The 21,244-nt window shown below is 71.5% G+C and carries 13 protein-coding genes; 9 read left to right on the top strand and 4 right to left on the bottom strand.

The window, feature by feature from the left end; genetic code table 11:
• Window positions 1-259 precede the first annotated feature (259 nt).
• The 9 genes from ACIOEW_RS21120 (at window position 260) to ACIOEW_RS21160 (ending at window position 16,218) form a co-directional block, all read left to right on the top strand.
• Window positions 260-4,132, top strand: coding sequence for an endo-alpha-N-acetylgalactosaminidase family protein (locus ACIOEW_RS21120; protein WP_401965114.1), 3,873 nt, complete (start codon window positions 260-262; stop codon window positions 4,130-4,132).
• A 154-nt stretch (window positions 4,133-4,286) separates the two neighbouring features.
• Window positions 4,287-6,620, top strand: a complete 2,334-nt coding sequence (locus ACIOEW_RS21125) for a polysaccharide lyase 8 family protein (RefSeq protein WP_401965115.1) — start codon at window positions 4,287-4,289, stop codon at window positions 6,618-6,620.
• 67 nt (window positions 6,621-6,687) lie between these two features.
• Window positions 6,688-8,079, top strand: a complete 1,392-nt coding sequence (locus ACIOEW_RS21130; protein ID WP_401965116.1) for a serine protease — start codon at window positions 6,688-6,690, stop codon at window positions 8,077-8,079.
• A complete protein-coding gene (locus ACIOEW_RS21135) occupies window positions 8,076-10,373 on the top strand; it encodes a tetratricopeptide repeat protein (RefSeq protein ID WP_401965117.1) in 2,298 nt (765 codons plus the stop codon). Before ACIOEW_RS21130 ends, ACIOEW_RS21135 begins: the two co-directional genes overlap by 4 nt.
• A gap of 150 nt (window positions 10,374-10,523) precedes the next feature.
• The gene (locus ACIOEW_RS21140; RefSeq protein ID WP_401965119.1) at window positions 10,524-11,948 is read left to right on the top strand and encodes a hypothetical protein; all 1,425 of its coding nucleotides are present in this window, start codon (window positions 10,524-10,526) and stop codon (window positions 11,946-11,948) included.
• Window positions 11,948-12,979: a hypothetical protein gene (locus ACIOEW_RS21145; protein ID WP_401965120.1), complete on the top strand. Its 1,032-nt coding sequence runs from the start codon at window positions 11,948-11,950 to the stop codon at window positions 12,977-12,979. The genes ACIOEW_RS21140 and ACIOEW_RS21145 overlap by 1 nt, the downstream gene beginning before the upstream one ends.
• Window positions 12,976-14,214 (top strand): carbohydrate ABC transporter substrate-binding protein, encoded by a 1,239-nt coding sequence (locus ACIOEW_RS21150; RefSeq protein WP_401965121.1) that lies wholly within the window; start codon window positions 12,976-12,978, stop codon window positions 14,212-14,214. Before ACIOEW_RS21145 ends, ACIOEW_RS21150 begins: the two co-directional genes overlap by 4 nt.
• A gap of 153 nt (window positions 14,215-14,367) precedes the next feature.
• Window positions 14,368-15,951, top strand: a complete 1,584-nt coding sequence (locus tag ACIOEW_RS21155) for an acyl-CoA carboxylase subunit beta (RefSeq protein WP_362556683.1) — start codon at window positions 14,368-14,370, stop codon at window positions 15,949-15,951.
• Window positions 15,952-16,014: 63 nt separating this feature from the next.
• Window positions 16,015-16,218, top strand: coding sequence for an acyl-CoA carboxylase subunit epsilon (locus ACIOEW_RS21160; RefSeq protein ID WP_362556685.1), 204 nt, complete (start codon window positions 16,015-16,017; stop codon window positions 16,216-16,218).
• 81 nt (window positions 16,219-16,299) lie between these two features.
• On the opposite strand, the gene ACIOEW_RS21165 is transcribed toward ACIOEW_RS21160, so the two are convergent.
• From ACIOEW_RS21165 to ACIOEW_RS21180, 4 genes are all read right to left on the bottom strand, one after another.
• Window positions 16,300-16,881: an ATP/GTP-binding protein gene (locus ACIOEW_RS21165; RefSeq protein ID WP_123461870.1), complete on the bottom strand. Its 582-nt coding sequence runs from the start codon at window positions 16,879-16,881 to the stop codon at window positions 16,300-16,302.
• Window positions 16,862-17,476: a DUF742 domain-containing protein gene (locus ACIOEW_RS21170; RefSeq protein ID WP_401965122.1), complete on the bottom strand. Its 615-nt coding sequence runs from the start codon at window positions 17,474-17,476 to the stop codon at window positions 16,862-16,864. The genes ACIOEW_RS21165 and ACIOEW_RS21170 overlap by 20 nt, the downstream gene beginning before the upstream one ends.
• An 89-nt stretch (window positions 17,477-17,565) precedes the next feature.
• Window positions 17,566-17,979, bottom strand: a complete 414-nt coding sequence (locus ACIOEW_RS21175; protein WP_018551717.1) for a roadblock/LC7 domain-containing protein — start codon at window positions 17,977-17,979, stop codon at window positions 17,566-17,568.
• Window positions 17,980-17,989: 10 nt separating this feature from the next.
• Entirely contained in the window at window positions 17,990-21,202 is a 3,213-nt protein-coding gene (locus tag ACIOEW_RS21180) for a nitrate- and nitrite sensing domain-containing protein (protein WP_401965123.1), read from the bottom strand.
• Between the last annotated feature and the right edge of the window lie 42 nt (window positions 21,203-21,244).

Raw genomic sequence — 21,244 nt, forward strand, 5'->3', positions numbered from 1 at the left:
CGACGGCCGGCACGGGCGTCAAGACTTGCGACTGAGAGCGCTCTCAAAAGAAGGAAGTCTTCACAACTCGACGCAGGTCGCCGGTATTTGGTGGGGTGGCGCTGAACTGGCCGCGTTGCAGTGATCAGGAACTGAACACGGCGGGCGCCATGACCTGCGCACACGGACTTGGACTTACGCGGCACGGTTGTTGGACTGGAGAGGCCCTCGGGGCCGTACGTCGTTGACGGTGTCACGACACGGCGACTACGCAGAGCACATGTCGCCAAGATTTACTTCGGTGGGCGCCGCAGCCGCCGCCTCAGCAGCCGTCCTGGCTCTGGTGGGGACCGCCCTCCCCGCCTCAGCCGCCGCCCCCGCCTCCGCCGCGGCCGAGTCCGCCGTCCCGGCGGACGCGCCCGTCATCGGATCGGCGCAGCTCGCCGTCGCCGTCGCCGACGACTTCCCGCGCGTCCTCACGTACACCGACCGCGCCACCGGGGCTCAGCTGTCCGGCAGCACCCGGCCGGTCACCGCCGTCACCCTCAACGGCACCGCACACCCGGTGCAGCTCAAGGGCGCGCCCGGGATCACGGCATCGGCCGCCCGCTACACACTCGTCTTCGCCGGTCTGCCGGGCGTCGAGATCGACGCCTCGCTCTCCGTCTCCGGGCGCGCCACCACCTTCAAGGTGACGGCCGTCCGCGACACCGAGGCGTTCCGGGTCGGCACGATCGACATCCCCGGCCACGACCTCGTCTCCGTCGCGAGCACCGACACCGGGGCCGCCACCGCCTTCACCAGGCTCGACCCCGACTCGACGAAGACGGCTGACGTCTTCGCGAAGGTCACCGACGCCACCAAGGCCGACGCGGCACCGGTCGGCGGCACCTACGCGATCGTCAACACCGGCTCGCTCGCGGCCGCCGTCGAGTCCAACTCCTCGTACGACAAGCCCGCCGGCGCCACCGGCGGCGACGACGCCCGCTTCTGGCACCAGGCCCGCAAGGACGACGACGGCTCCACCCGGGTCGGCGTCTGGTCCGGCCAGTGGACCTACCGCGGCGAGGGTGCGCCCAAGCCCGAGAGCGGCGACAACCTGCCCTGGGCCAAGGTCGTCGTCACCCCCGACGCCAACGGCGACGAGACCGTCGACTGGCAGGACGGCGCCATCGCCTTCCGTTCCATCGGCGTGGTCGCCCCGGGCAGCAAGGACACCGCGGACCGGGTCGTCACCCACATCCCGTTCAACTTCGCCAGCCAGGCCACCCATCCCTTCCTGCGCACGCTCGACGACGTCAAGCGGATCTCCCTCTCCACGGACGGCCTCGGCCAGCTCGCGCTGCTCAAGGGGTACGCGTCCGAGGGGCACGACTCCGCCCACCCCGACTACGGCGGCAACTACAACAAGCGCGCAGGCGGGCTGAAGGACCTCAACGAGCTCCTGAAGGACGGCAAGAAGTGGGGCGCGACCTTCGGCGTCCACGTCAACGCCACCGAGGCCTACCCCGAGGCGAAGGCGTTCGACGAGAACCTCGTCGACAAGTCGAAGCCCGGCTGGAACTGGCTCAACCAGAGCTACTACATCGACCAGCGCCGCGACATCAACAGCGGTGACCTGGCCAAGCGCTTCCAGCAACTGCGGGACGAGACCGGCAGCAACCTCAGCATGCTGTACATCGACGTCTACTACACGCACGGCTGGATCGCCGACAAGACCCTCCAGTCCCTCCAGACGCAGGGCTGGAACGTCTCCAGCGAATGGGCCGACAAGTTCGAACGCGGCTCACTCTGGTCGCACTGGGCCAACGACCTCGACTACGGCGGCGCCACCAACAAGGGCCTCAACTCGCAGATCATCCGGTTCATCCGCAACGACGAGAAGGACGTCTGGAACAACGACCCGGTACTCGGCCAGACCGCCATCGACGAGTTCGAGGGCTGGACCGGTGAGACCGACTGGAACGCCTTCTACGACAACATCTGGCAGCGCAACCTGCCCGCCAAGTACCTCCAGCAGCAGAAGATCACCCGCTGGGACGGCAACGACATCACCTTCACAGGCGGGGTGAGCGGCACGGTCGAGGACGGCAAACGGACCTTCTACGACCACGGCCGCAAGGTGCTCAGCGGCACCGACTACCTGCTGCCGTGGGACGGCGGAAAGAAGCTGTACCACTACAGCAAGTCCGGCGGTACGAGCAGCTGGGCGGTGCCCTCCAAGGGCACGTACACCGTTTACGAGCTCACCGACAACGGCCGGGTCAAGACCGGCACGGTCCGTCCCGCCGACGGGAAGATCACGCTGACGGCCGAGGCCGGACAGCCTTACGTCCTCTACCCGGACAAGGCGCCGAAGGCCGCCGACGCGAAGTGGGGCGAGGGCACCCTCGTCGACGACCCCGGCTTCAACGACAGCAGGCTGTCCGCCTGGTCGAAGACCGGCACCGCCGCCCGCGACACCGACAGCCAGGGCCGCAACAGCGCGAAGCTCTCCGGCACCGGCACGGCCGCGCTCGCCCAGACCATCGGTGGACTGAAGCCCGGCACGCGCTACACCGCGTCCGCCCTCATCGAGGTCCAGCCCGGGAAGACCCGGCACACCACGCTGTCGGCCGGCGGGAAGTCCGTCGCCGTGGACCGCTCCACCGCGAAGGACTACGTCGCCGCTTCCGACTGGCACGGCACGTACTTCCAGCGCGCCAAGGTGAACTTCACCGCCCCGGCGAACGGGCGCACCACCCTGCGCATCGAGGCAGCCGGCGGCAGCGACGCGACCGTCCGTGCCGATGACGTACGCATCGTCGCCAACGCCCCGGTGACCAAGAAGAACACCGTCGTGTACGAGGACTTCGAGGACGTCGACCAGGGCTGGGGACCCTTCCTCAAGGGTGACGCGGGCGGCGCCACCGACCCCCGCACCAGCGTCTCCCAGCTGCACGCCCCGTACACGCAGGCCGGCTGGAACGGGAAGCTCATCGACGACGTGCTCGGTGGCAAGGAGTCCCTCAAGGCCCACGAGGAGAACACCGGACTCGTCTACCGGACCGCCCCCTGGACCGTCCCGATGACCGACGGCCACCGCTACAAGGTCGAGTACGACTACCAGTCCAGCCACGCCGGCGCCTACGAATGGGTCGACGGCTACGACCGGATCACCGCGGCCGGCGCACCCGACGCGGTCGAGACCCGGACCACCGCGATCGGTGCGCAGCACACCACCGCTCACTTCAGCGAGACCGTCACGGCGGGCTGCGGTGACGCCTGGACCGGGCTGCGCAAGCGCGGCGACGCCCCCGACGGCGCCGACTTCGCCCTCGACGGCTTCACCGTGACCGACCTGGGCGCCGCCCCGGCCGGTGAGCAGGCCGCCTGCGGCACGCTCAGCCTCGACCCGGCCGCCGAGACCCTGGAGCCGGGCACGGCCAACACCGTGAAGGCGAGCTTCACCAACTACGAGGCCACCGCCGCCACCGCGGTCTCGGTGAAGCTCACCCTCCCCGAGGGCTGGAAGGCCGAGCCCGCGGGCGCCGTCACCTTCGACTCGGTCGCGGCCGGTGCGAAGGCCACCGCGAGCTGGCAGGTCACCCCGCCGGTGGATGCCAAGTACCAGACGTACCCGCTGAGTTCCGAGGCCACGTACACGGTCGGCGGCGCGCAGCGGACGCTCGGCGCGCAGACCTCCGTACGGACCCTGCCGCCGCCGCCCACCACGGACAGCTGGGCCAGTGACCTGGACTGGACGGCCACCGAGAACGGCTGGGGACCGGTCGAGCGCGACCTCTCCAACGGCGAGACCGGCACCGGCGACGGCACCGCGCTGACCATCGGTGGCACGGTGTACGAGAAGGGCCTCGGCAGCCACGCCCCGGCGAAGGTCCGCTACTACCTGGGCGGCAAGTGCACCTCGTTCACCGCAGAGGTGGGCGTGGACGACGTGCAGAAGAGCGCGGGCAGTGTGCAGTTCTCCGTGACGGCCGACGGCACCGAGAAGGTGAAGTCGCCGGTCCTCAAGGCCGCCGACTCCGCCTGGTCGCTGACGGCGGACGTCACCGGCGCGAAGTACGTCGAGCTGATCGCCGGTGACGGCGGCGACGGCAACGGCAACGACCACGCCGACTGGGGCAGCGCCCGCTTCCACTGCGGAAGCTGAACGGCTCCATGAGGGGAAGGGGGCGGGCCGTCATCGGGCCGCCCCTTCCCCGTCGGGGCGGGCCGTCATCGCCTGCCCCCTTCCCCGTCGTAGTAAGCGCGTGCTAGACCAACCACCGACCGGTCTAAACCACTTGCCCACCGGAGGTAGCCCCGTGTCACTCCTGCCCGCATGGTCCCGCCGTGCCTTTCTCGCCACCGGCAGTGCCACCGCACTCGGTCTGGCGCTCGCCCCGACGGCCCGTGCGGCGCAGGACGAGTTCGAGACGCTCCGGCTGCGGTGGAACGATCTGTCGCTCGGTACCGGCTACGACCCCGCCACCGAGCCCTACGCCGCCAAGCTGGCCGAGACCGGTGAACTCGCCGCGGGATTCCGCTCGACGATGGCCCCCGCCGCCGACTCCCTCTGGGCCGGGCACACCTTCGACCCGCCGTCCGGCATCACCTGGAGCTACAGCCGGCTGTGGACGATGACCCAGGCGTACGCCCAGCAGGGCACCGGCCACACCGGTGACGAGGGCCTCCTCGCCGACATCGTCCGCGGCCTGGACCACCTCTCCACGACCGTCTACAACCCGGCCACGGCCCGGTACGGCAACTGGTGGGAATGGCAGATCGGCAGCCCGCGCCTGCTCATGGACATCGTCGCGGTCCTGCGCCCCCACCTCGGCGAGGAGCGCGTCGCGGCCGCCTGCGCCGCCGTCGACCACTTCATCCCCGACACCATGCTCACGGACTACAGCGGCACCTCGACCGGCGCCAACCGGGTCGACCTGTGCCGCTCGGTCGCCCTGCGCGGCATCCTCGGCCGGGACGCGGCCAGGACCGCGCTCGCGCGCGACGCGCTGTCGCCCGTCTTCCCCTACGTGACGAAGGGCGACGGCCTCTACGCCGACGGCTCGTTCGTCCAGCACACCTGGGTCGCCTACTCGGGCACATACGGCCAGGTCATGCTCGACGGCCTGGGCCGGCTCTTCGCGCTGCTGGCCGGATCCACCTGGGCGGTCACCGACCCCGGCCGGCAGATCATCCTCGACAGCGTCGAGCACGCCTACGCCCCGCTCATCCACGACGGCCTGATGATGGACAGCGTCAACGGCCGTGCCATCAGCCGGGGCCTCCTCAAGAGCGACGAGCTCCGGATCATGCGCAGCGACCACTTCCACGGCCAGGGCCTGATCGCCGCCGTCGCGCTGCTCGCGGGCGGTGCGTCCGCCGCCGAACGCGACCGGTGGAACGGCATGGTCAAGGGCTGGATCGAACGGGACACCGTCAGCCCCGTCCTCGCCGCCCCGCAGTTCGGCGTAGCCGACCTGTCCCGGCTGCACGCGGCGGTGGCCGCGCCCGTCCCCGCGGCGCCCGAACCCGTCGGCCACACCCTGTTCGCCGCCATGGACCGGGCCGTGCACCGCCGCCCGGGCTGGGTCGCGAACCTGTCCATGGCGTCGGAGCGGATCAGCGCGTACGAATGCGGGAACGGCGAGAATCCGCGGGGCTGGCACACCGGGGCCGGAATGCTCTACTGGTGGCAGGGCCGGGACGGCGGCGGTCAGTACACCGACTGGTTCTGGCCCACCGTCGACTGGTACCGGCTGCCCGGCACCACCGTCTCCACCAAGCGGCTGGCCGACCGGGCCGGCGGCGAATGGGGCGAACCCCGCCCGGCCGTGCAGTGGGTCGGCGGGGCGCACGACGGCGAGTTCGCGGCGGTAGGACAGCATGTGAAGGGCCTCGGCTCCACCCTGGAGGCCCGCAAGTCCTGGTTCTGCGCCGCGGACGCGGTCATCTGCCTCGGTGCGGGCATCAGCGCCGCCGACGGGGTCCCCGTCGAGACGGTCGTCGACAACCGCAACCTGGGGCCGGACGGGCGGCAGGCCCTCACCGTCGACGACGGTGACCGCCCCCGCTGGGCCCATCTGGAGGGACACGGCGGCTGGGTGCTGCCCGGTGGCGCGGCCCTGCGCACCCTGCGCGAGGCCAGGACCGGCGCCTGGTCCGACATCAACACCACCAGTTCCACCGAGCGGCAGACCCGTCACTGGCAGACCCTCTGGCTCGACCACGGCACCGACCCGGCCGACGCCACCTACCTCTACCTCCTGATGCCCGGCGCCTCCCGGCGCACCGTCGCCGCCCGCGCGGCCGACAGGCACTGGCTGACGGTGCTCGCCAACACCGCGGCCGTGCAGGCCGTCGCCGTGCGCTCGCTCGGGCTGACCGCCGCCAACTTCTGGCAGCCGGGCACCGCCGGACGGCTCTCCTCGACCGGGCCGGCGAGTGTCCTCGTACGCGAGGGCCGGAGCGCGACAGCCGTCCGGGTCAGCGGGCCCGACCGGAGCGGTGCGCCGTTCGAAGTGGTCTGGGACCGGCCGGTGCGCGAGGTCGTCTCGGCGGACCCGGGCATCGAGGTCCGTGCCACCGGCCGGCGGCTCGTGATCGGCGTGGACCCGGGGACGGCGGGAGCCACCCTGCGGTGCGACGTCCGGTAACCCGTTGGGGCCGGAGTATGCGCGGAGTCTGGGAACCATGGCTGTTGCACGCGTACTCTCAAGCGGTATGGGGGAGTTGAGAGCGGACTGGCGGCTCCGGTTACGCCGCGGCGGTGCGGAGGGGCTCGTGTGCGGGGCCGGGGTGCTCCTCACGCAGGACCGGCTGCTGACCTGTGCCCATGTCGTCGGGGAGCCGGACGCCCGGATGTGGGTGGAGTTCGCCGAGAGCCCAGGCATCCCGCCCGTCGGCGCGCGGGTCGCGCCGGACGGCTGGCTGCCGGGACCGGAGGGGGCAGGCGGTGAGGACGTCGCCGTGCTCGCCCTGGACAGCCCCCGCCCGCAGGCGGCGCCCGCGCCGCTCGGAAGAGGGCTGGAGCGGGGCCGCGAGGTGTGGATCGGCGGGTACTCCCAGAGCTTCGACGACGGGATGTGGCTGAGCGGCCGGATCAGCGGGCTGCACGGGGACTGGGTGCAGCTCGACGCCGGGACCAACGCCGAGGTGGTGCGCCCCGGGTTCAGCGGCGCCGCCGTCCAGACCCGGGGCGAGCGGCCGGGGACGGAGGAGGTCGTCGGCCTGGTCGTCAGCTGGCGCGGCGATCTGGAACTGGCACCGCCCACCGAGAACGACCTGGCGTTCTCGTACATGATCCCCGTCGACCGCATCGCCGCCCTCGTGCCGCTGGTCGCCGAGCTGAGCGGGCCGGACGGCTGGGACCGGGGGCTGGAACAGCGGCTGCGGCAGTGGTTCGCAGGCGGTGAGGAGCCCGCCGTGCGCTTCGGTGTCGTCGCACACGGCAGCGGCCGCGACCGCGTCCTGCAACACCAGCTCCACCGGGCCCACCTCGTCTGCCGGGGCGGGAGCACGACGCCCGCCGAGCTCGTCGAGACCCTCGTGGCGCAGCTGCGGCCGCCCCGGTACCAGCACAACGCCTACCGGGACTGGCTGTTGGAGGGCGGCACCGCCCCGGACCGCACGGAAGGCGGCCGGCCCGCCGGATCGGGACCGGTGCTCGCCGTGATCGGCCTGGACGAGGACCCGGACCCGGTGGCTCTCGTGCTGCTGCTGGCACGCGTCAGGACGCTCGGGTTCAGGCTGCTTGTCGTGTTCCGCCGAGCCGACGGCGCGGGACTGGCCGAGGTGGCGCGGCACCTGCTGGTGCCCGCCCTGGAGGAGCGGGCCGAGACGCTGGTCCGCCGGGTCGAGCGCATCGAGCGGGAGTGGGCCGGACTGCGGGGCATGGTGGAATCGGCCTCCCTGGTCCCGCGCCCCACGGTCGGGGCGGCGGCCCGCCGCCACCGGTTGCGGAAGCTGGGAATGCTGGCCGATCCGCAGGACCAGCTGACCCAACTCAAGCTGCTGTTACGGGAGTTACGTGACGACCTCGGCCGGGCGCACGGAACGGGCGCAGCGGATCTGCCCGGCCCGCGGACCGGGCGCGGGCCCGCGGAGCACCGATGAGGATTCCGTGCCCGCACCGGCGCTTCACCGGCGCCCCCTGCGGCGGGGCGGTCCAGCCGACGGGCTACTGCGACACCTGCGGCCGTGACGAAGCGGCCCCCGGACTGCCGCCACTGCCCACCGCCCCCGAGCGGCACGGCCCCGCCGGACTGCTCGAACTGCCGCTGCTGGACCCGGGCAGCCCGGCCGAGCGCCTCGCCGCCGCCGAGCAGCCGGTGCGCATCGTGATGACGTGCTCGGCCGAGGCGTGCCGCACCTCGTTCGTCCCGCCGCACACGGCGGCCCCGCCGCCGGACGAGGGGTACTGCCCCCAGTGCGGCGCCCCGTACTCCTACCGTCCCGAGCTGACGAAGGACGGGCCGCCGCTCCAGGACCAGTACCGCATCCGTGGTCCCATCGCCCACGGCGGCCAGGGCTGGGTCTACCTGGCGGAGGACACCCACCTGGAGGACTTCGTCGCAGTCAAGGGCCTCCTCAACCGGTACGCGGAGCGCGGCGCCGCCCAGGCCGGTGAGGAGCGCCGCAGCCTGGTCGCCATCCGGCACGAACGCATCGTCCAGATCCGGGACTTCGTCAGCACCCGCAACGCGGACGGCACCGTGTCCGGCGGCTACATCGTGATGGAGGACGTCGGCGACCGGACCCTGACGGCCGTCGTCGAATCGACCCGTCAGGGCGCCTTCGTCCTCGACATCGAGCACGTCATCACCTACGGCTGCCAGATCCTGGAGGCCCTCGCCCATCTGCACGGCATGGGCTTCCTGTACGGCGACATGAAGCCGTCCAACGTCATCCACCACCTCGACGGCATCAAGGTCATCGACCTCGGAGGGGTCCGCAAGGCGGGCGCCACCGATCCGCCGCCCGTCATCACCCCGTGGTTCGCCGCACCCGAGATGGACGGCACGGGCCCGCTCACCGTCGCCCACGACGTGCACACGGTCGGGGTCACCCTGGCCGAGCTGGCCGGCTGGGCCGTAGGTGACGATGTGCCGGGGCTCGGCATCAGCTCGTTCCGGCTGGTCGTGGAGCGGGCGACGGCCCACGACCCGGACCGCAGGTTCGGCTCCGCCGAGGACATGGCCGGCCAGCTGCGCGGGGTACTGCGCGAGATCCGGGCCCTGCGCGGCAAGCGCGACCAGCCCGAACCCTCCGCCTACTTCACCCCGTCCACCGAACTGCTGGGCGCCCGCCTGGGCTCGGTGCCCGACTACGCGCACTGGCTGCGCCGCCCGCTGTACGGCCGTCGGGAGACGCCGCAGGCGCCCGCGCTCGACTCGGGGCTGCCCACCGCGACCGAGATCGCCCGCCGGCTGCCGGTGCCCCGGCCCTATCCGAGAGACCCGCAGGCCGCCCGGTTCGGGGTCAGCAGCTACGACCCGGGGCAGCCGCTGGCCCAGCCGGACCACGGGGAACGGTCGGTGGAGATCTGCCTGCACAACGCCCGGTTGCTGATCGGCAAGGACGGCGACGAGGCACTTGCCGCGGCCCGGGAGCAGGTACAGGCCGCGGCAGCGATACCGGGCCCGGGGCCGGTCCGGCAGTGGCGGCTCAGCTGGCACTGGGGACTCGTCGCGCTGCGCAGCGCCGATGTACTGGACGACCGGCAGCCGATGCTCGAAGCGGCCCTGGAGCACTTCTCGGCCGTGCACCGGGCCCTGCCCGGCGAGTACGCGGCCAAGCTGGCGCTGGCGTACTGCGCGGAACAGCTCGGCGACCGCCGGCCGGCCGCGGCGGGCCCCTCGGCGTACGAACTCTTCCGGGCCGTGCACGCCCGTAACCCCTCGCACGTCGGGGCGGCCCTAGGACTGGCCAGGCTCGCCCTGGCACGCGGCGACCGGGCCGCGGCGACCGAGGTCCTCGGCCTGGTGCCCGACGAGTCGCGGGACCACACCGTCGCCCGGATCGCCGCCCTGCGCATCCGGGCGGCCCGGCTCGCGACGGGGGAGCGGCCGCTGCCCGATGAGGCGGAGATCGACGCCTGTCTCACCGCCCTCGCGCCGGGGCCGGGCACGTCGTCCCCGGTGGTCGCGGGCGACGAGGCGGCCTGGCTGCTGCGGACCGAACTGTACGAGTGGAAGCTCGACGCCGTCCGGGCCGCGGGCCGGGCCGCACGGCCCCGGGGCGGCCTGCTGCGGATCGGGCTGCCGCCCCCGGTCGTGCCCGGGGAGCGGGACGTACGGGAGGAGCTGGAGCAGTGCTACCGCTGGCTGGCCCGGCAACGGCAGGGACCGGCCGAGTACGAGCGGATGATCGACCTCTCCCACGCGGTCCGCCCGCAGACCCCCTTCTGACAGCCGGTGCCCGCGGACCCGCGTCCGACAGCCGCTGTCCGCGGACCGCGTCCGACAGCCGGTGCCGGCGGACCCGCGTCCGAATGCCGCTGTCCGCAGTCCCGCTCACGTCCGCCGCAACCCCGTTCCGTAACCGCTGGAGGCAGTCCCATGGGCGCTGACGCCCCGTCGTCCGGGCTGGAGTTCATGGTGTCCCTGGACGTCCGGCGCGATCAGCAGCCGCACCACGACGCCCGGATCGGCGCCCATCTGCGGGTCGAGGCGGTCGGCATCGGCCCCCGTGACGAGGTGCCCGGCATCGAACTCGCCGTGGTCATCGCGCTGGACGTCGCCGCCGGGCGCCGGGAGGCCGCGGCGGCCGCCCTCGCCGCCACGCTGCGCGCCCTGCCCGACGGTGTCTCCTTCGCCGTCCTGGGCGGCGCCGACGCGAGCGGGGAGCCGACCCGCTGCTACCCGCTGAGCGGCCGGTGGGCGCTGGCCGACACCATGGAGAAGCGCCGCGCCGCGTTCAGCGCGGGCCGGATCGTCCCGGCCTCGGGCGACCGGCCGCCGCCCGGGTATCCGGCCTGGCTCGCCGCCGCCCGCGCGCTGTTCGCCGAGCGCCGGCTGCCGCTGCGGCACCTGTTGCTGATCACCGACGGCAGTGGCCGGGACCCGGCGGACGACGCCGGACCGGACGGCGGTGGTGGCGCACTGCGGGCGGAACTCGACGCCTGCCAGGGCGCGTTCACCGCGGATGTGCTGGCGGTCGGCGGGGACTGGGATCCCGCGCCGCTGCTCGCCCTCGTCGAGAGCCTGCACGGCACGGCCGAACACACCCCCGACCGGTTCGGCCCCGCCGCCACCGGCGCGCTGCGCCGGCTGCGCCGGGTCCGCAGCCCCGAACTGCCCGTCGTGGTGACCGCGCGTCCGGCGGTGCGCGCGGTGGCACTGACCGAGACCGCCCCCCGGCCGCAAGGGATCGGACCCGTCCTGCGGCAGGAGGAGCCGTACCGGGTCGACTTCCCCACCCACCAGTGGGAGCCGGGCACCCGCGACTACCTCCTCACCGTGCTCGCCGACGCGAGCACCGACCCGCTCGGCGTGCTGCTGCAACTGGCCACCGTCTCCGTCGGGGACGCCACCGCCGCGCTGCTGGTGCGCTGGCTGCCGCCCGGAGTCGCCGTGGGCGCGGGAGCGACCGGCGGCGGGGGCGGCACGCTGCAGGCGATGAACGCGGCCACCCAGATGCGGACCGCCCTCAACCGCGGATACGCCGCACTCGACCCGATGAGCCGCGACGAGGCCGAGCAGCAGTTCGGCCTCGCGGTCCGGCTCGCCACGGAGATCGGTGCCGCCTGGGTCCTCCAGGACGTGCGCAAGGTGGCCGACATCGTCGACGGTCCGCGCGGACTGGTCCGGGTCGGCCCGACCGTGGACCGGGGCACCGTGCGCCGGGGGCGGCTGCACATCGCCTCCGGCCACCGGCTGGAACTGCCCGGCCACACCACCGGGAAGCCGGTGAAGTGCCCGCACTGCCGTCATCTCGCCGGGCCCCACGCCCGGTTCTGCATCGCCTGCGGAAGGAGCCTGTGATGCCGATGCCCTCGCCGGTCCGCCGGGTGCGCGCCTTTCGGACCCGCCGCTCGCGCCGTTCACGTACCAGGCGGCTGCTGGAGCGGCATCTGGTCGTCATGGTGGTGACCGCGCTCGTCTCGATGACCGCCCTGCTCGTCTCGTACCGGGAGGTGCAGAACGCCGCCGGCGAGATGCGCACCCACGGGGCCCCCGCCGTACAGGGTGTGGCGGCCACTCAGCTGGCGCTGCTGCGCGCCCACGAGGAGGCGCAGAAGTCGGTGACCCAGAGGACCGACACGGTGGTCGGCGCCGGTGCGCGGTACGAGACCCAGCTGTCCGCCGCCGGGCAGGGCCTGTCCCGGCTCTCCGATGTGCAGCTCGACGGGGAACGCGGCCGCGGCGTCCTCGAAACGGTCAACGGCGTGATGACCTCGTACAGCAGCTCCCTCACGCTCGGCGCCGTCAAGTACGTCGGGGACACGGACGACCTGATGCAGCAGGAGAAGTTCCAGGAGGCGCAGACGCTCCTGCGCCGCCCCGGCACCGGGGTCGTGCCGCGCCTGGACGTCCTCCAGGAGCATCAGATGCGGCGCGTGGACCGGGTCAGCTCCCTGGGCACCCTTCAGCAGACCGGCTGGGCGGCCGCCGAGCTCGGCCTGCTGGTCCTGGCCCTGACCGCCATCAGCGCCCTGTGGGTCCTGCGCGGCCGCTGCGGCCGCAGCGGCGATCCCTGGCTGCTGGCGGCGCTGCTGGTGATCGTCGCCCTGGCGGTCGTCCCGCTGCGGGCGACCGTCAGCACCCAGCGGCAGCTGGACAGCGCCCGCCTGCAGCTGGTCGGGATCGAGCAACAGGCCAACAACCACGAGAGCCTGGCGAAGTCCCAGCGCTTCGTCACCGACAAGTCCACGGACCTGCGCGGCCGGCTGGCCGCCCAGAACTGGCAGAGCTGGACGTACTACGGGGCGCTGGGCGGCGGCGCGCTGATCGTCCTGCTGCCGGCCGTCGGCATCGTCCGGCGCCTCAACGCCGACTACTGGAGGGCCGGATGACCCGCTGCACCCGTGCGCTCCTGCTCGTCCTGGCCCTGTTCATGACAGCGGCCGGCTGCGGTCTCGCGGCCCCCGGCGGCAGTGACGCCGAACCGAAGGTGACGATCCTCGGCCCGTGGACCGACGAGCAGGAGCTCCAGTTCAAGGACGTCCTGAACGGTTTCGGGATCCCCTACACCTACCAGGGCACCGCCGCGACCCGCGAGGTGCTGCTCGCCGAGGTCCAGGCGGGCAACCCGCCCGACATCGCGATCCTGCCGGGCATCGGCGAACTCGTCGAGTACGCGGCCGAGGGCCGGCTGCGCTCGCTGCGCGGCCTGTACGAGCCCACGGAGTACGGGAAGCCCTGGCGGCCCGGAGCGGAGGGCGTCGCCGACCATCTGTGGATGCCGCTCAAGGCCGACCTCAAGTCCATCGTCTGGTACCGCAAGGGCGAGGCGCCGCAGCCCCACCCGGCACCGCTGACCTCCTGGTGCATGGGCATGGGCGACGACGGTGCGTCCGGCTGGCCGGGCAGTGACTGGATCGAGGACCTCATCCTCCAGCGCATGGGCCCGGTGCTGTACGAGCGCTGGGCGACCGGGGACCTGGACTGGACCGACGACCGTGTGATCGCCGCCTGGACCACCTGGGCCGGGATGCTCGCCCAGGATCCGGACGTGGCCCACCGGATGCTGCTGGCCGACCACCGCGGTCCGGTCGGGGGGCACGGGCTGCTCCTGGGCGGCGGCTGTGATCTGGAGCACCAGGGGTCCTTCGCCCGCGCCTTCTACGGGGACCGCAGCGGCGAGGCGATGTTCGACGACTCGGCGCCGCTGCTGCCAGGCGGCGGCTATACGGTGAGGGCCCACGAGGTGTCGGCCGATTTCGCCGCGCTCTTCGGCGAGGGCGGTCAGGCGCGCGAGCTGATCCGGCGGCTCGCGTCGCGGGACGCGCAGGAGGAGTGGGGCCGCAAGGGCGGGGTGTTCTCGCCGAACGCCGCGGTCCCGCCCAAGAAGGGCGCGGTCGACAAAGAGGTGAGCCGCCGCTTCACGGACCCGCGGGTGCCGTTGTGCCTGGACGCGTCGGACGTCATGCCGGCGGCGGTGCGGGACGCGTTCTACGAGGCCGTGCTGCTCACGATGGCGCACCCCGCGGAGCCGGTACGGCCGAGGCTGACGGACATCCAGAAGGTCCAGAATGCCCAGGCCGAGAACACCCACCGGCTGACCGGGGTGTGTGGCAGACCACAGTGAACCTTTGTGGAACATCCACAAAAATGCAGGGGTATGGCATGGTACTTCGCCTGCATTGGTCACGAGTTCTGTCAGGCTCCACCAGGAAACCGGGCAGGAGACTGTGCGGAGTCGACGGCAGGTTTCTCTAGGTCGAGTTCGTAGGGTCGATGCATGACCGTTGTGGACGAAACCCAGGGCGAGCCGAGCGACACCCGTGGCCGTGTGGCGGAACTGCTGGCACTGCGCGAGCAGGCCCGGCGCGGACCGAGTGAGCGGGCGACCGAGGCGCAGCACGCCAAGGGCAAGCTGACGGCGCGTGAGCGCATCGAGCTGCTCGTGGACCCGGGTTCCTTCAAGGAGGTCGAGCAGCTGCGCCGCCACCGGGCGACCGGCTTCGGCCTGGAGGAGAAGAAGCCGTACACCGACGGTGTCATCACCGGCTGGGGCACGGTCGACGGCCGCACGGTCTTCGTCTACGCACACGACTTCCGGATCTTCGGCGGCGCGCTGGGCGAGGCCCACGCCACGAAGATCCACAAGATCATGGACATGGCCATCTCGGCCGGTGCCCCGCTGGTCTCGCTCAACGACGGCGCCGGCGCCCGTATCCAGGAGGGCGTCTCGGCGCTCGCCGGCTACGGCGGCATCTTCCAGCGCAACACCCGGGCCTCCGGTGTCATCCCGCAGATCAGTGTGATGCTCGGCCCGTGCGCGGGCGGCGCGGCCTACAGCCCGGCGCTCACGGACTTCGTCTTCATGGTCCGCGAGACCTCGCAGATGTTCATCACCGGACCGGACGTCGTCAAGGCGGTCACCGGCGAGGAGATCACGCAGAACGGCCTCGGTGGCGCCGATGTGCACGCCGAGACCTCGGGCGTCGCGCACTTCGCGTACGACGACGAGGAGACCTGCATCGCCGAGGTCCGCTACCTGATCGGGATGCTGCCCTCGAACAACCGGGAGAACCCGCCCACCGTGGCGAGCGACGACCCGGCCGACCGGCGCGGCGATGTCCTGCTGGACCTCGTCCCGGCCGACGGCAACCGCCCGTACGACATGCACAAGGTCATCGAGGAGCTCGTCGACGACGGCGACTACCTGGAGATCCACGAGCGCTGGGCCCGCAACATCATCTGCGCGCTGGCCCGCCTGGACGGCCAGGTCGTCGGCATCGTCGCCAACCAGCCGCAGGCCCTGGCGGGTGTCCTGGACATCGAGGCGAGCGAGAAGGCCGCCCGGTTCGTCCAGATGTGCGATGCATTCAACATCCCCATCATCACTCTTCTGGACGTGCCCGGCTTCCTGCCCGGCGTGGATCAGGAGCACGGTGGAATCATCCGGCACGGAGCGAAGCTGCTCTATGCGTACTGCAACGCGACAGTGCCGAGGATCTCGCTGATCCTGCGCAAGGCCTACGGCGGCGCCTACATCGTCATGGACAGCCAGTCCATCGGTGCGGACCTCACCTACGCCTGGCCGACCAACGAGATCGCGGTGATGGGCGCCGAAGGTGCCGCCAACGTCATCTTCCGTCGGCAGATCGCCGACGCCGAGGACCCGGAAGCCATGCGGACCCGCATGGTCAAGGAGTACAAGGCCGAACTGATGCACCCGTACTACGCCGCCGAGCGCGGCCTGGTCGACGACGTCATCGACCCTGCCGAGACCCGCGAGGTCCTGATCGCCTCGCTGGCGATGCTCCGCTCCAAGCACGCCGACCTGCCGTCCCGCAAGCACGGCAACCCCCCGCAGTAGTCCGCGGCCCCGCAGCAACCCTGCAAGGCCCCGCGAAGACCTGCCGAGAAGACGGAGACATTCATGAGCACTGCCACCGCGTCCGTGCTGCGCGTCGAGAAGGGTCTGGCCGACCCCGAGGAGCTGGCCGCCATAACGGCGGTCCTGCTCGCCCGCGCCGCGGCGCAGCCCGCCGACGCCCCCGCCCGCCACGGCCGCGACACCGCGGGCTGGCGCCGCCTGGAGCGCACCCCCGGCTTCCGCGCCCCCCACAGCTGGCAGGGCTGATCCGCAAGCCCGCACACGCCGAAGGGCCCCGCACTCCTCACGGAGTGCGGGGCCCTTCGTACATCCGGACCCGGGAGGGACCTACCGCAGGCGCGCCATCAAAGCGTGCTCCACCAGAGTGATCAGCGCACTCTTCGCATCCGCCCGATGCCGCGCGTCCGTCACGAGAATCGGGGTGTCGGGTCCGATCTGGAGGGCTTCGCGGACTTCGTCGGGGGTGTAGGGCTGGTGTCCGTCGAAGCCGTTGAGGGCGATGACGAAGGGGAGGCCGCTGTTCTCGAAGTAGTCGACGGCGGGGAAGCAGTCGGCGAGGCGGCGGGTGTCGACCAGGACGACGGCGCCGATGGCGCCGCGTACGAGGTCGTCCCACATGAACCAGAAGCGGTCCTGTCCGGGTGTACCGAAGAGGTACAGGATCAGGTCCTGGTCCAGGGTGATGCGGCCGAAGTCCATGGCCACCGTCGTGGTGGTCTTGTCCCCGGTGTGCGTCAGGTCGTCGATGCCCGCGGAGGCGGACGTCATCACGGCTTCGGTACGCAGCGGATTGATCTCCGAAACGGCACCGACAAACGTGGTCTTACCCACGCCGAAGCCCCCTGCCACCACGATCTTCGCCGAGGTAGTGGAGCGGGCTGCTCCGCCGCTAGAGCTTGCGAAGTCCACTGAGCACCCTTTCGAGCAGTGTCACATCTGGCTGGCCGCCGGCGGACTCGTCGCCGCCGGGCTGGTGGATAGCGACGAGTCCGGCCTCAGCCAGGTCGGCTACGAGGATCCGGGCAACGCCGAGAGGGATCGAGAGCAAGGCCGAAATCTCGGCCACCGACTTGATCTCGATGCACAGCCGGCAGATCCGCTGGTGCTCGGGCAACTGCCCTTGCAGCCGGGACGGATCGGCCGTCGTACTGACCAACGCCTCAATGGCGAGTTGGTAGCGCGGTCGGGTCCGGCCACCGGTCATGGCGTACGGACGAACCAGCGGATTGTGCGCCGCGGGCGCGGCCGGCTCCGGGGCCCGACGCGGCTGCACCGGCTGAATCCGGGGCTGCTGCGGAGAGTCGTACCGGTGCGGGCGCTGCGGCCGGTGGGGCTGCTGCGGCCACTCCGAGCCCTGAACATGCTGCGGCTGCAGGTACGGCTGATAAGGCTGCTGTGCGCCCTGTCTGCCGGGTGTGGAGGGGAAACCGAAACCATTGTCCCCGTGCTCACCCGGTGTGTGCCGGCCACCGTCGAACTGGTGCCCGCCTGGGGGTGTACCCACGATTCCTCCTCCGCCTGCCGGTCCCGATCCCAGTGGGCCCGCGCCACCGCACCTTATGGCGCGGTGACGCGAAACGCACTGCCTGATTACTAGTTAAGAAGACTTCCCTGAAGCTCCGCACGGAGGTCCGGAGTGAGGACACTGCCCGCTCGGTCGACCAGAAGGGCCATTTCGTACCCAACCAGACCGATATCGGCGTCCGGGTGTGCAAGAACGGCCAACGAAGATCCATCGGAAACGGACATGATGAAGAGGAACCCTCGCTCCATCTCCACAACTGTCTGATTGACCGCGCCGCCTTCGAAGATCCGGGAGGCACCCGCGGTCAGCGACGTCAGACCGGAGGCGACAGCCGCCAGCTGGTCCGCACGGTCGCGCGGAAATCCCTCGGACATCGCCAGCAGGAGTCCGTCCGCGGAGACCACCACCGTGTGCGACACCCCAGGGGTGTTGTCCACGAAGTTGGTGATCAACCAGTTCAGATTCTGCGCCGCCTGGCTCATCGGGCTCACACTAACGCTCCTGGTTGTAGGTATTACTGGTGTCCGAACCCTCGTTACGTCCCCGCAGCACGCCACGTCGCAGGTTGCTCAACCTGCCACGTATGTCCTCCGGGGCGCGGGAGACCTGGGGGCCGCCCTGCTGGGTCTGTTCGGCCGTGCCCTCGACCAGATTGGCCTTGGGTACGCGCCGGGGAAGTCCGGACGGGGTGACCCCGCCCGCCTTCGGCTCCCGGAGCTTCTCGGCCCGCTCCCAGCGCTCGTCGTTCGCCGAGCGCCAGTCCTCGGAACCGGCTCCGTCCGCCTGCGCGGGCGAAGGCTGCTGCTGTGGCAGTTCCTCCTGCTGCTGCGGTGCCTCCTGCGCGGCGACGGGCTGGTCGTTGCCGCGGCCGGTGGGCTGCCAGTGCTGCTGGCCGCCGCGGCGCGGCAGACCGGCGTCGGTCAGCTCGTGGCCGGAGTTCGGGACGGGTCCCGAACGGTCGAAGCCTACGCTTTCCTGCGAGGCCGTGGGAGCGCTCGCAACAGATTCCGCCTCGGCCTGCGCCACCGGCTCGTACGCGCCCTGGTACGTGCTCTGATCAGCCCACTCCTCCTGCCGGGGCTGGGCGGAGTACTGCTCGTCGTAGGCGGGCTGAGGTGCCTGCGGAGCCGGGTACGCCGTCTCCTGGTAGCCGGCCTGACCGCTGTAACCGGGCTGCTCGGCATAGCCGGTGCCACCCCGGTACGGGTCGTAGGTGCCTTCGTACGAGGCCTGCTCGTACTGCTGCTCCTGCAAGCCGCCGGCCTGCGGCTCCTGGGCGTACTGGTCCGCGGCGTAGGGCGCCTCGCCGTACGGGGCCTCGGAGTACTGCTGCTGCGGCTCCTGCTGCTGCGGGAACGGCGGACTCTCGTTGCCGGTCTGCGCCTCCAGCGCCGCGCGGCGCTCCTCCCGCATGAGCGAGCGGCCCACCGGGTCGAGCTGAGCGGAGTCCGCGGAGGGCTCCTCGTAGCGCGAGTCGTCGAAGCCGAGCTCCGCCGCCGTACGCAACTGGGGCTGCTGCGGCAGCGCGTCGAAGGCCTGCTGCTGCGGAATGATCGAGGAGACCGTGAAGTCGTCCTGCGCGGGGGCGCCGTCGCCGCCGCCGCCGTGGGTGATCGCGTCCGGCAGCATGACCAGCGAGGTCGTACCGGCCTGCTCGCCCGAGGGGCGCAGCTGGACCCGGATGCCGTGCCGGTCGGAGAGGCGGCCGACCACGAACAGACCCATGCGCTGGGAGACCGCGGCGTCCACGGTCGGCGGGTTGGCCAGCTTGTGGTTGATGTCGGCGAAGTCCTCGGCGGTGAGGCCGATGCCCTTGTCGTGGATCTCGATCATCACGCGGCTGTCGGGCAGCCGGGTCGCGGTGACCCGCACCTTGGTCTGCGGCGAGGAGAACGTGGTGGCGTTCTCCAGCAGCTCGGCCAGCAGGTGCACGAGGTCGGTGACGGACTGGCCGTGGATCTCGGTCTCCGGCACGCCGGAGAGCTCGATGCGCTCGTAGGACTCCACCTCGGAGGAGGCGGCCCGCAGGACGTCCACCAGCGGCACCGGCTGGTTCCAGCGGCGGCCGGGCTCCTCGCCGGCGAGGACGAGGAGGTTCTCGCCGTTGCGGCGCATACGGGTCGCCAGGTGGTCCAGCCGGAAGAGGCTCTCCAGCTGGTCCGGGTCGGCCTCGTTGTTCTCCAGGTCGGTGATGAGGGTCAGCTGGCCCTCGATGAGCGACTGGTTGCGGCGCGAGAGGTTGGTGAAGATCGCGTTGACGTTGCCCCGCAGCATGGCCTGCTCGGCCGCCAGCCGGACCGCCTCGCGGTGCACCTGGTCGAAGGCGCGGGCGACCTCGCCGATCTCGTCCTGGCTGTTGATCGGGATCGGCTGGACGCGGGTGTCCACCCGGCCCGGATCGGTCCGGGAGAGCTGGTCGACGAGCGAGGGCAGCCGCTGCTCGGCGATGCTGAAGGCGGCCGTACGCAGCTGGCGCATCGAGCGGCTCATCTGGCGGGCCATGAGCCCGGCCAGGAGGAAGGCGGCCAGCAGGGCGATGATCACGATCGCGGCGTTGACGATGGCGTCGGTCCGGGCGCTGGACGAGATCTCGGCGGCCTCGGTCACCGCCTTGTCGACGAGCTCGTCCTCGACCGTGGTGTAACCGTCGAACTTCGCCGTGGCCGCGGCCATCCAGGTCTCGGGGGTGATCCCCTTGGCCTTGAGCTGCTTGGGATCCTTGCCCAGGCCGATCTCCTGGGCCATGCCGTCGTAGACCGAGCCGTCGATGGTGGGCGGCGTCACGAACGGCACACCCGCCGCGTCGGCCTGCTCCTTCGCGGACTTGAGCTTGGCGGCACCCTCCACGGCCTTGCCGGCCATGACCGCCTTCAGCCGGGCGGCGTCGGCCTCCGTACCACCGGAGACGAATTCACCGAGGGCGATCTGCTCCAGGTAGTTGTACGAACCGAAGGCCTTGACCTGGTCGTTGAACTTGCCGCTCTCCTGGCTGGGCCGCACCAGAAGGTGCATTCCGATGGAGCGCTGAAGCGATTCTGCAGCCTTGGCCAGCTCGATTGCGTACACGGTACGGCCGTAGCTGGTGATGTTTCCGGTGCCGAGGCCGAGCTCGTTGCAGAACTCCATGAGGGAGTGCTGGACCTGGGTATATCCCTCTTCGGTCTTCACCGGGTCCATGGCGGCGGTGTACGCGGCCTTGCGCAGTTCCGGGAGCTTGGGCTCCTCCAGCTTGAACAGCTTGAGGCGACGCTCCAGACCCTGCTTGCCCGGCATGTCCTTCACGGCCGTGTCGAACTTGTCCGCGGCCGCGTCGGTGGTGATCAGAGCCTGGGTGACGACCTCGGAGTCGCGCTTGTTGGACAGCAGCGGCTGAGCGGTGAGGTCACGCTCGTTGAGCAGCGCCTGACCGTACTCGGCGGCCGCGCGCACGATCAGCGCGGTCTTCTCGGCGTCCTGGGCCTCCTGCCAGGTGTCGACCGAACTCTTCACCTGGAAGCCGCCCATGATCAGGCCGACCAGTACCGGGATCAGGAGGATCGCGTTCAGCCGGGTGGGCACCCGCCAGTTGCGCGGGGACAGCCGACTGGTGCTGCCACCGGCCGGTATCCCTTCGGACACATCGGCGGACGGCGCCACGGTGCGCGACGGCGGGGTGAAGTTTCCCCGCTCCGCCTGCGCCGTTGCGCCCTCGCTGTTACGCCTCACTCGACCAACAACCTCTCGGCGTCGGCACCTACGTTGTGCCGT

The sequence above is a fragment of the Streptomyces sp. NPDC087901 genome, from assembly GCF_044742205.1.
Classification (GTDB): Bacteria; Actinomycetota; Actinomycetes; order Streptomycetales; family Streptomycetaceae; genus Streptomyces.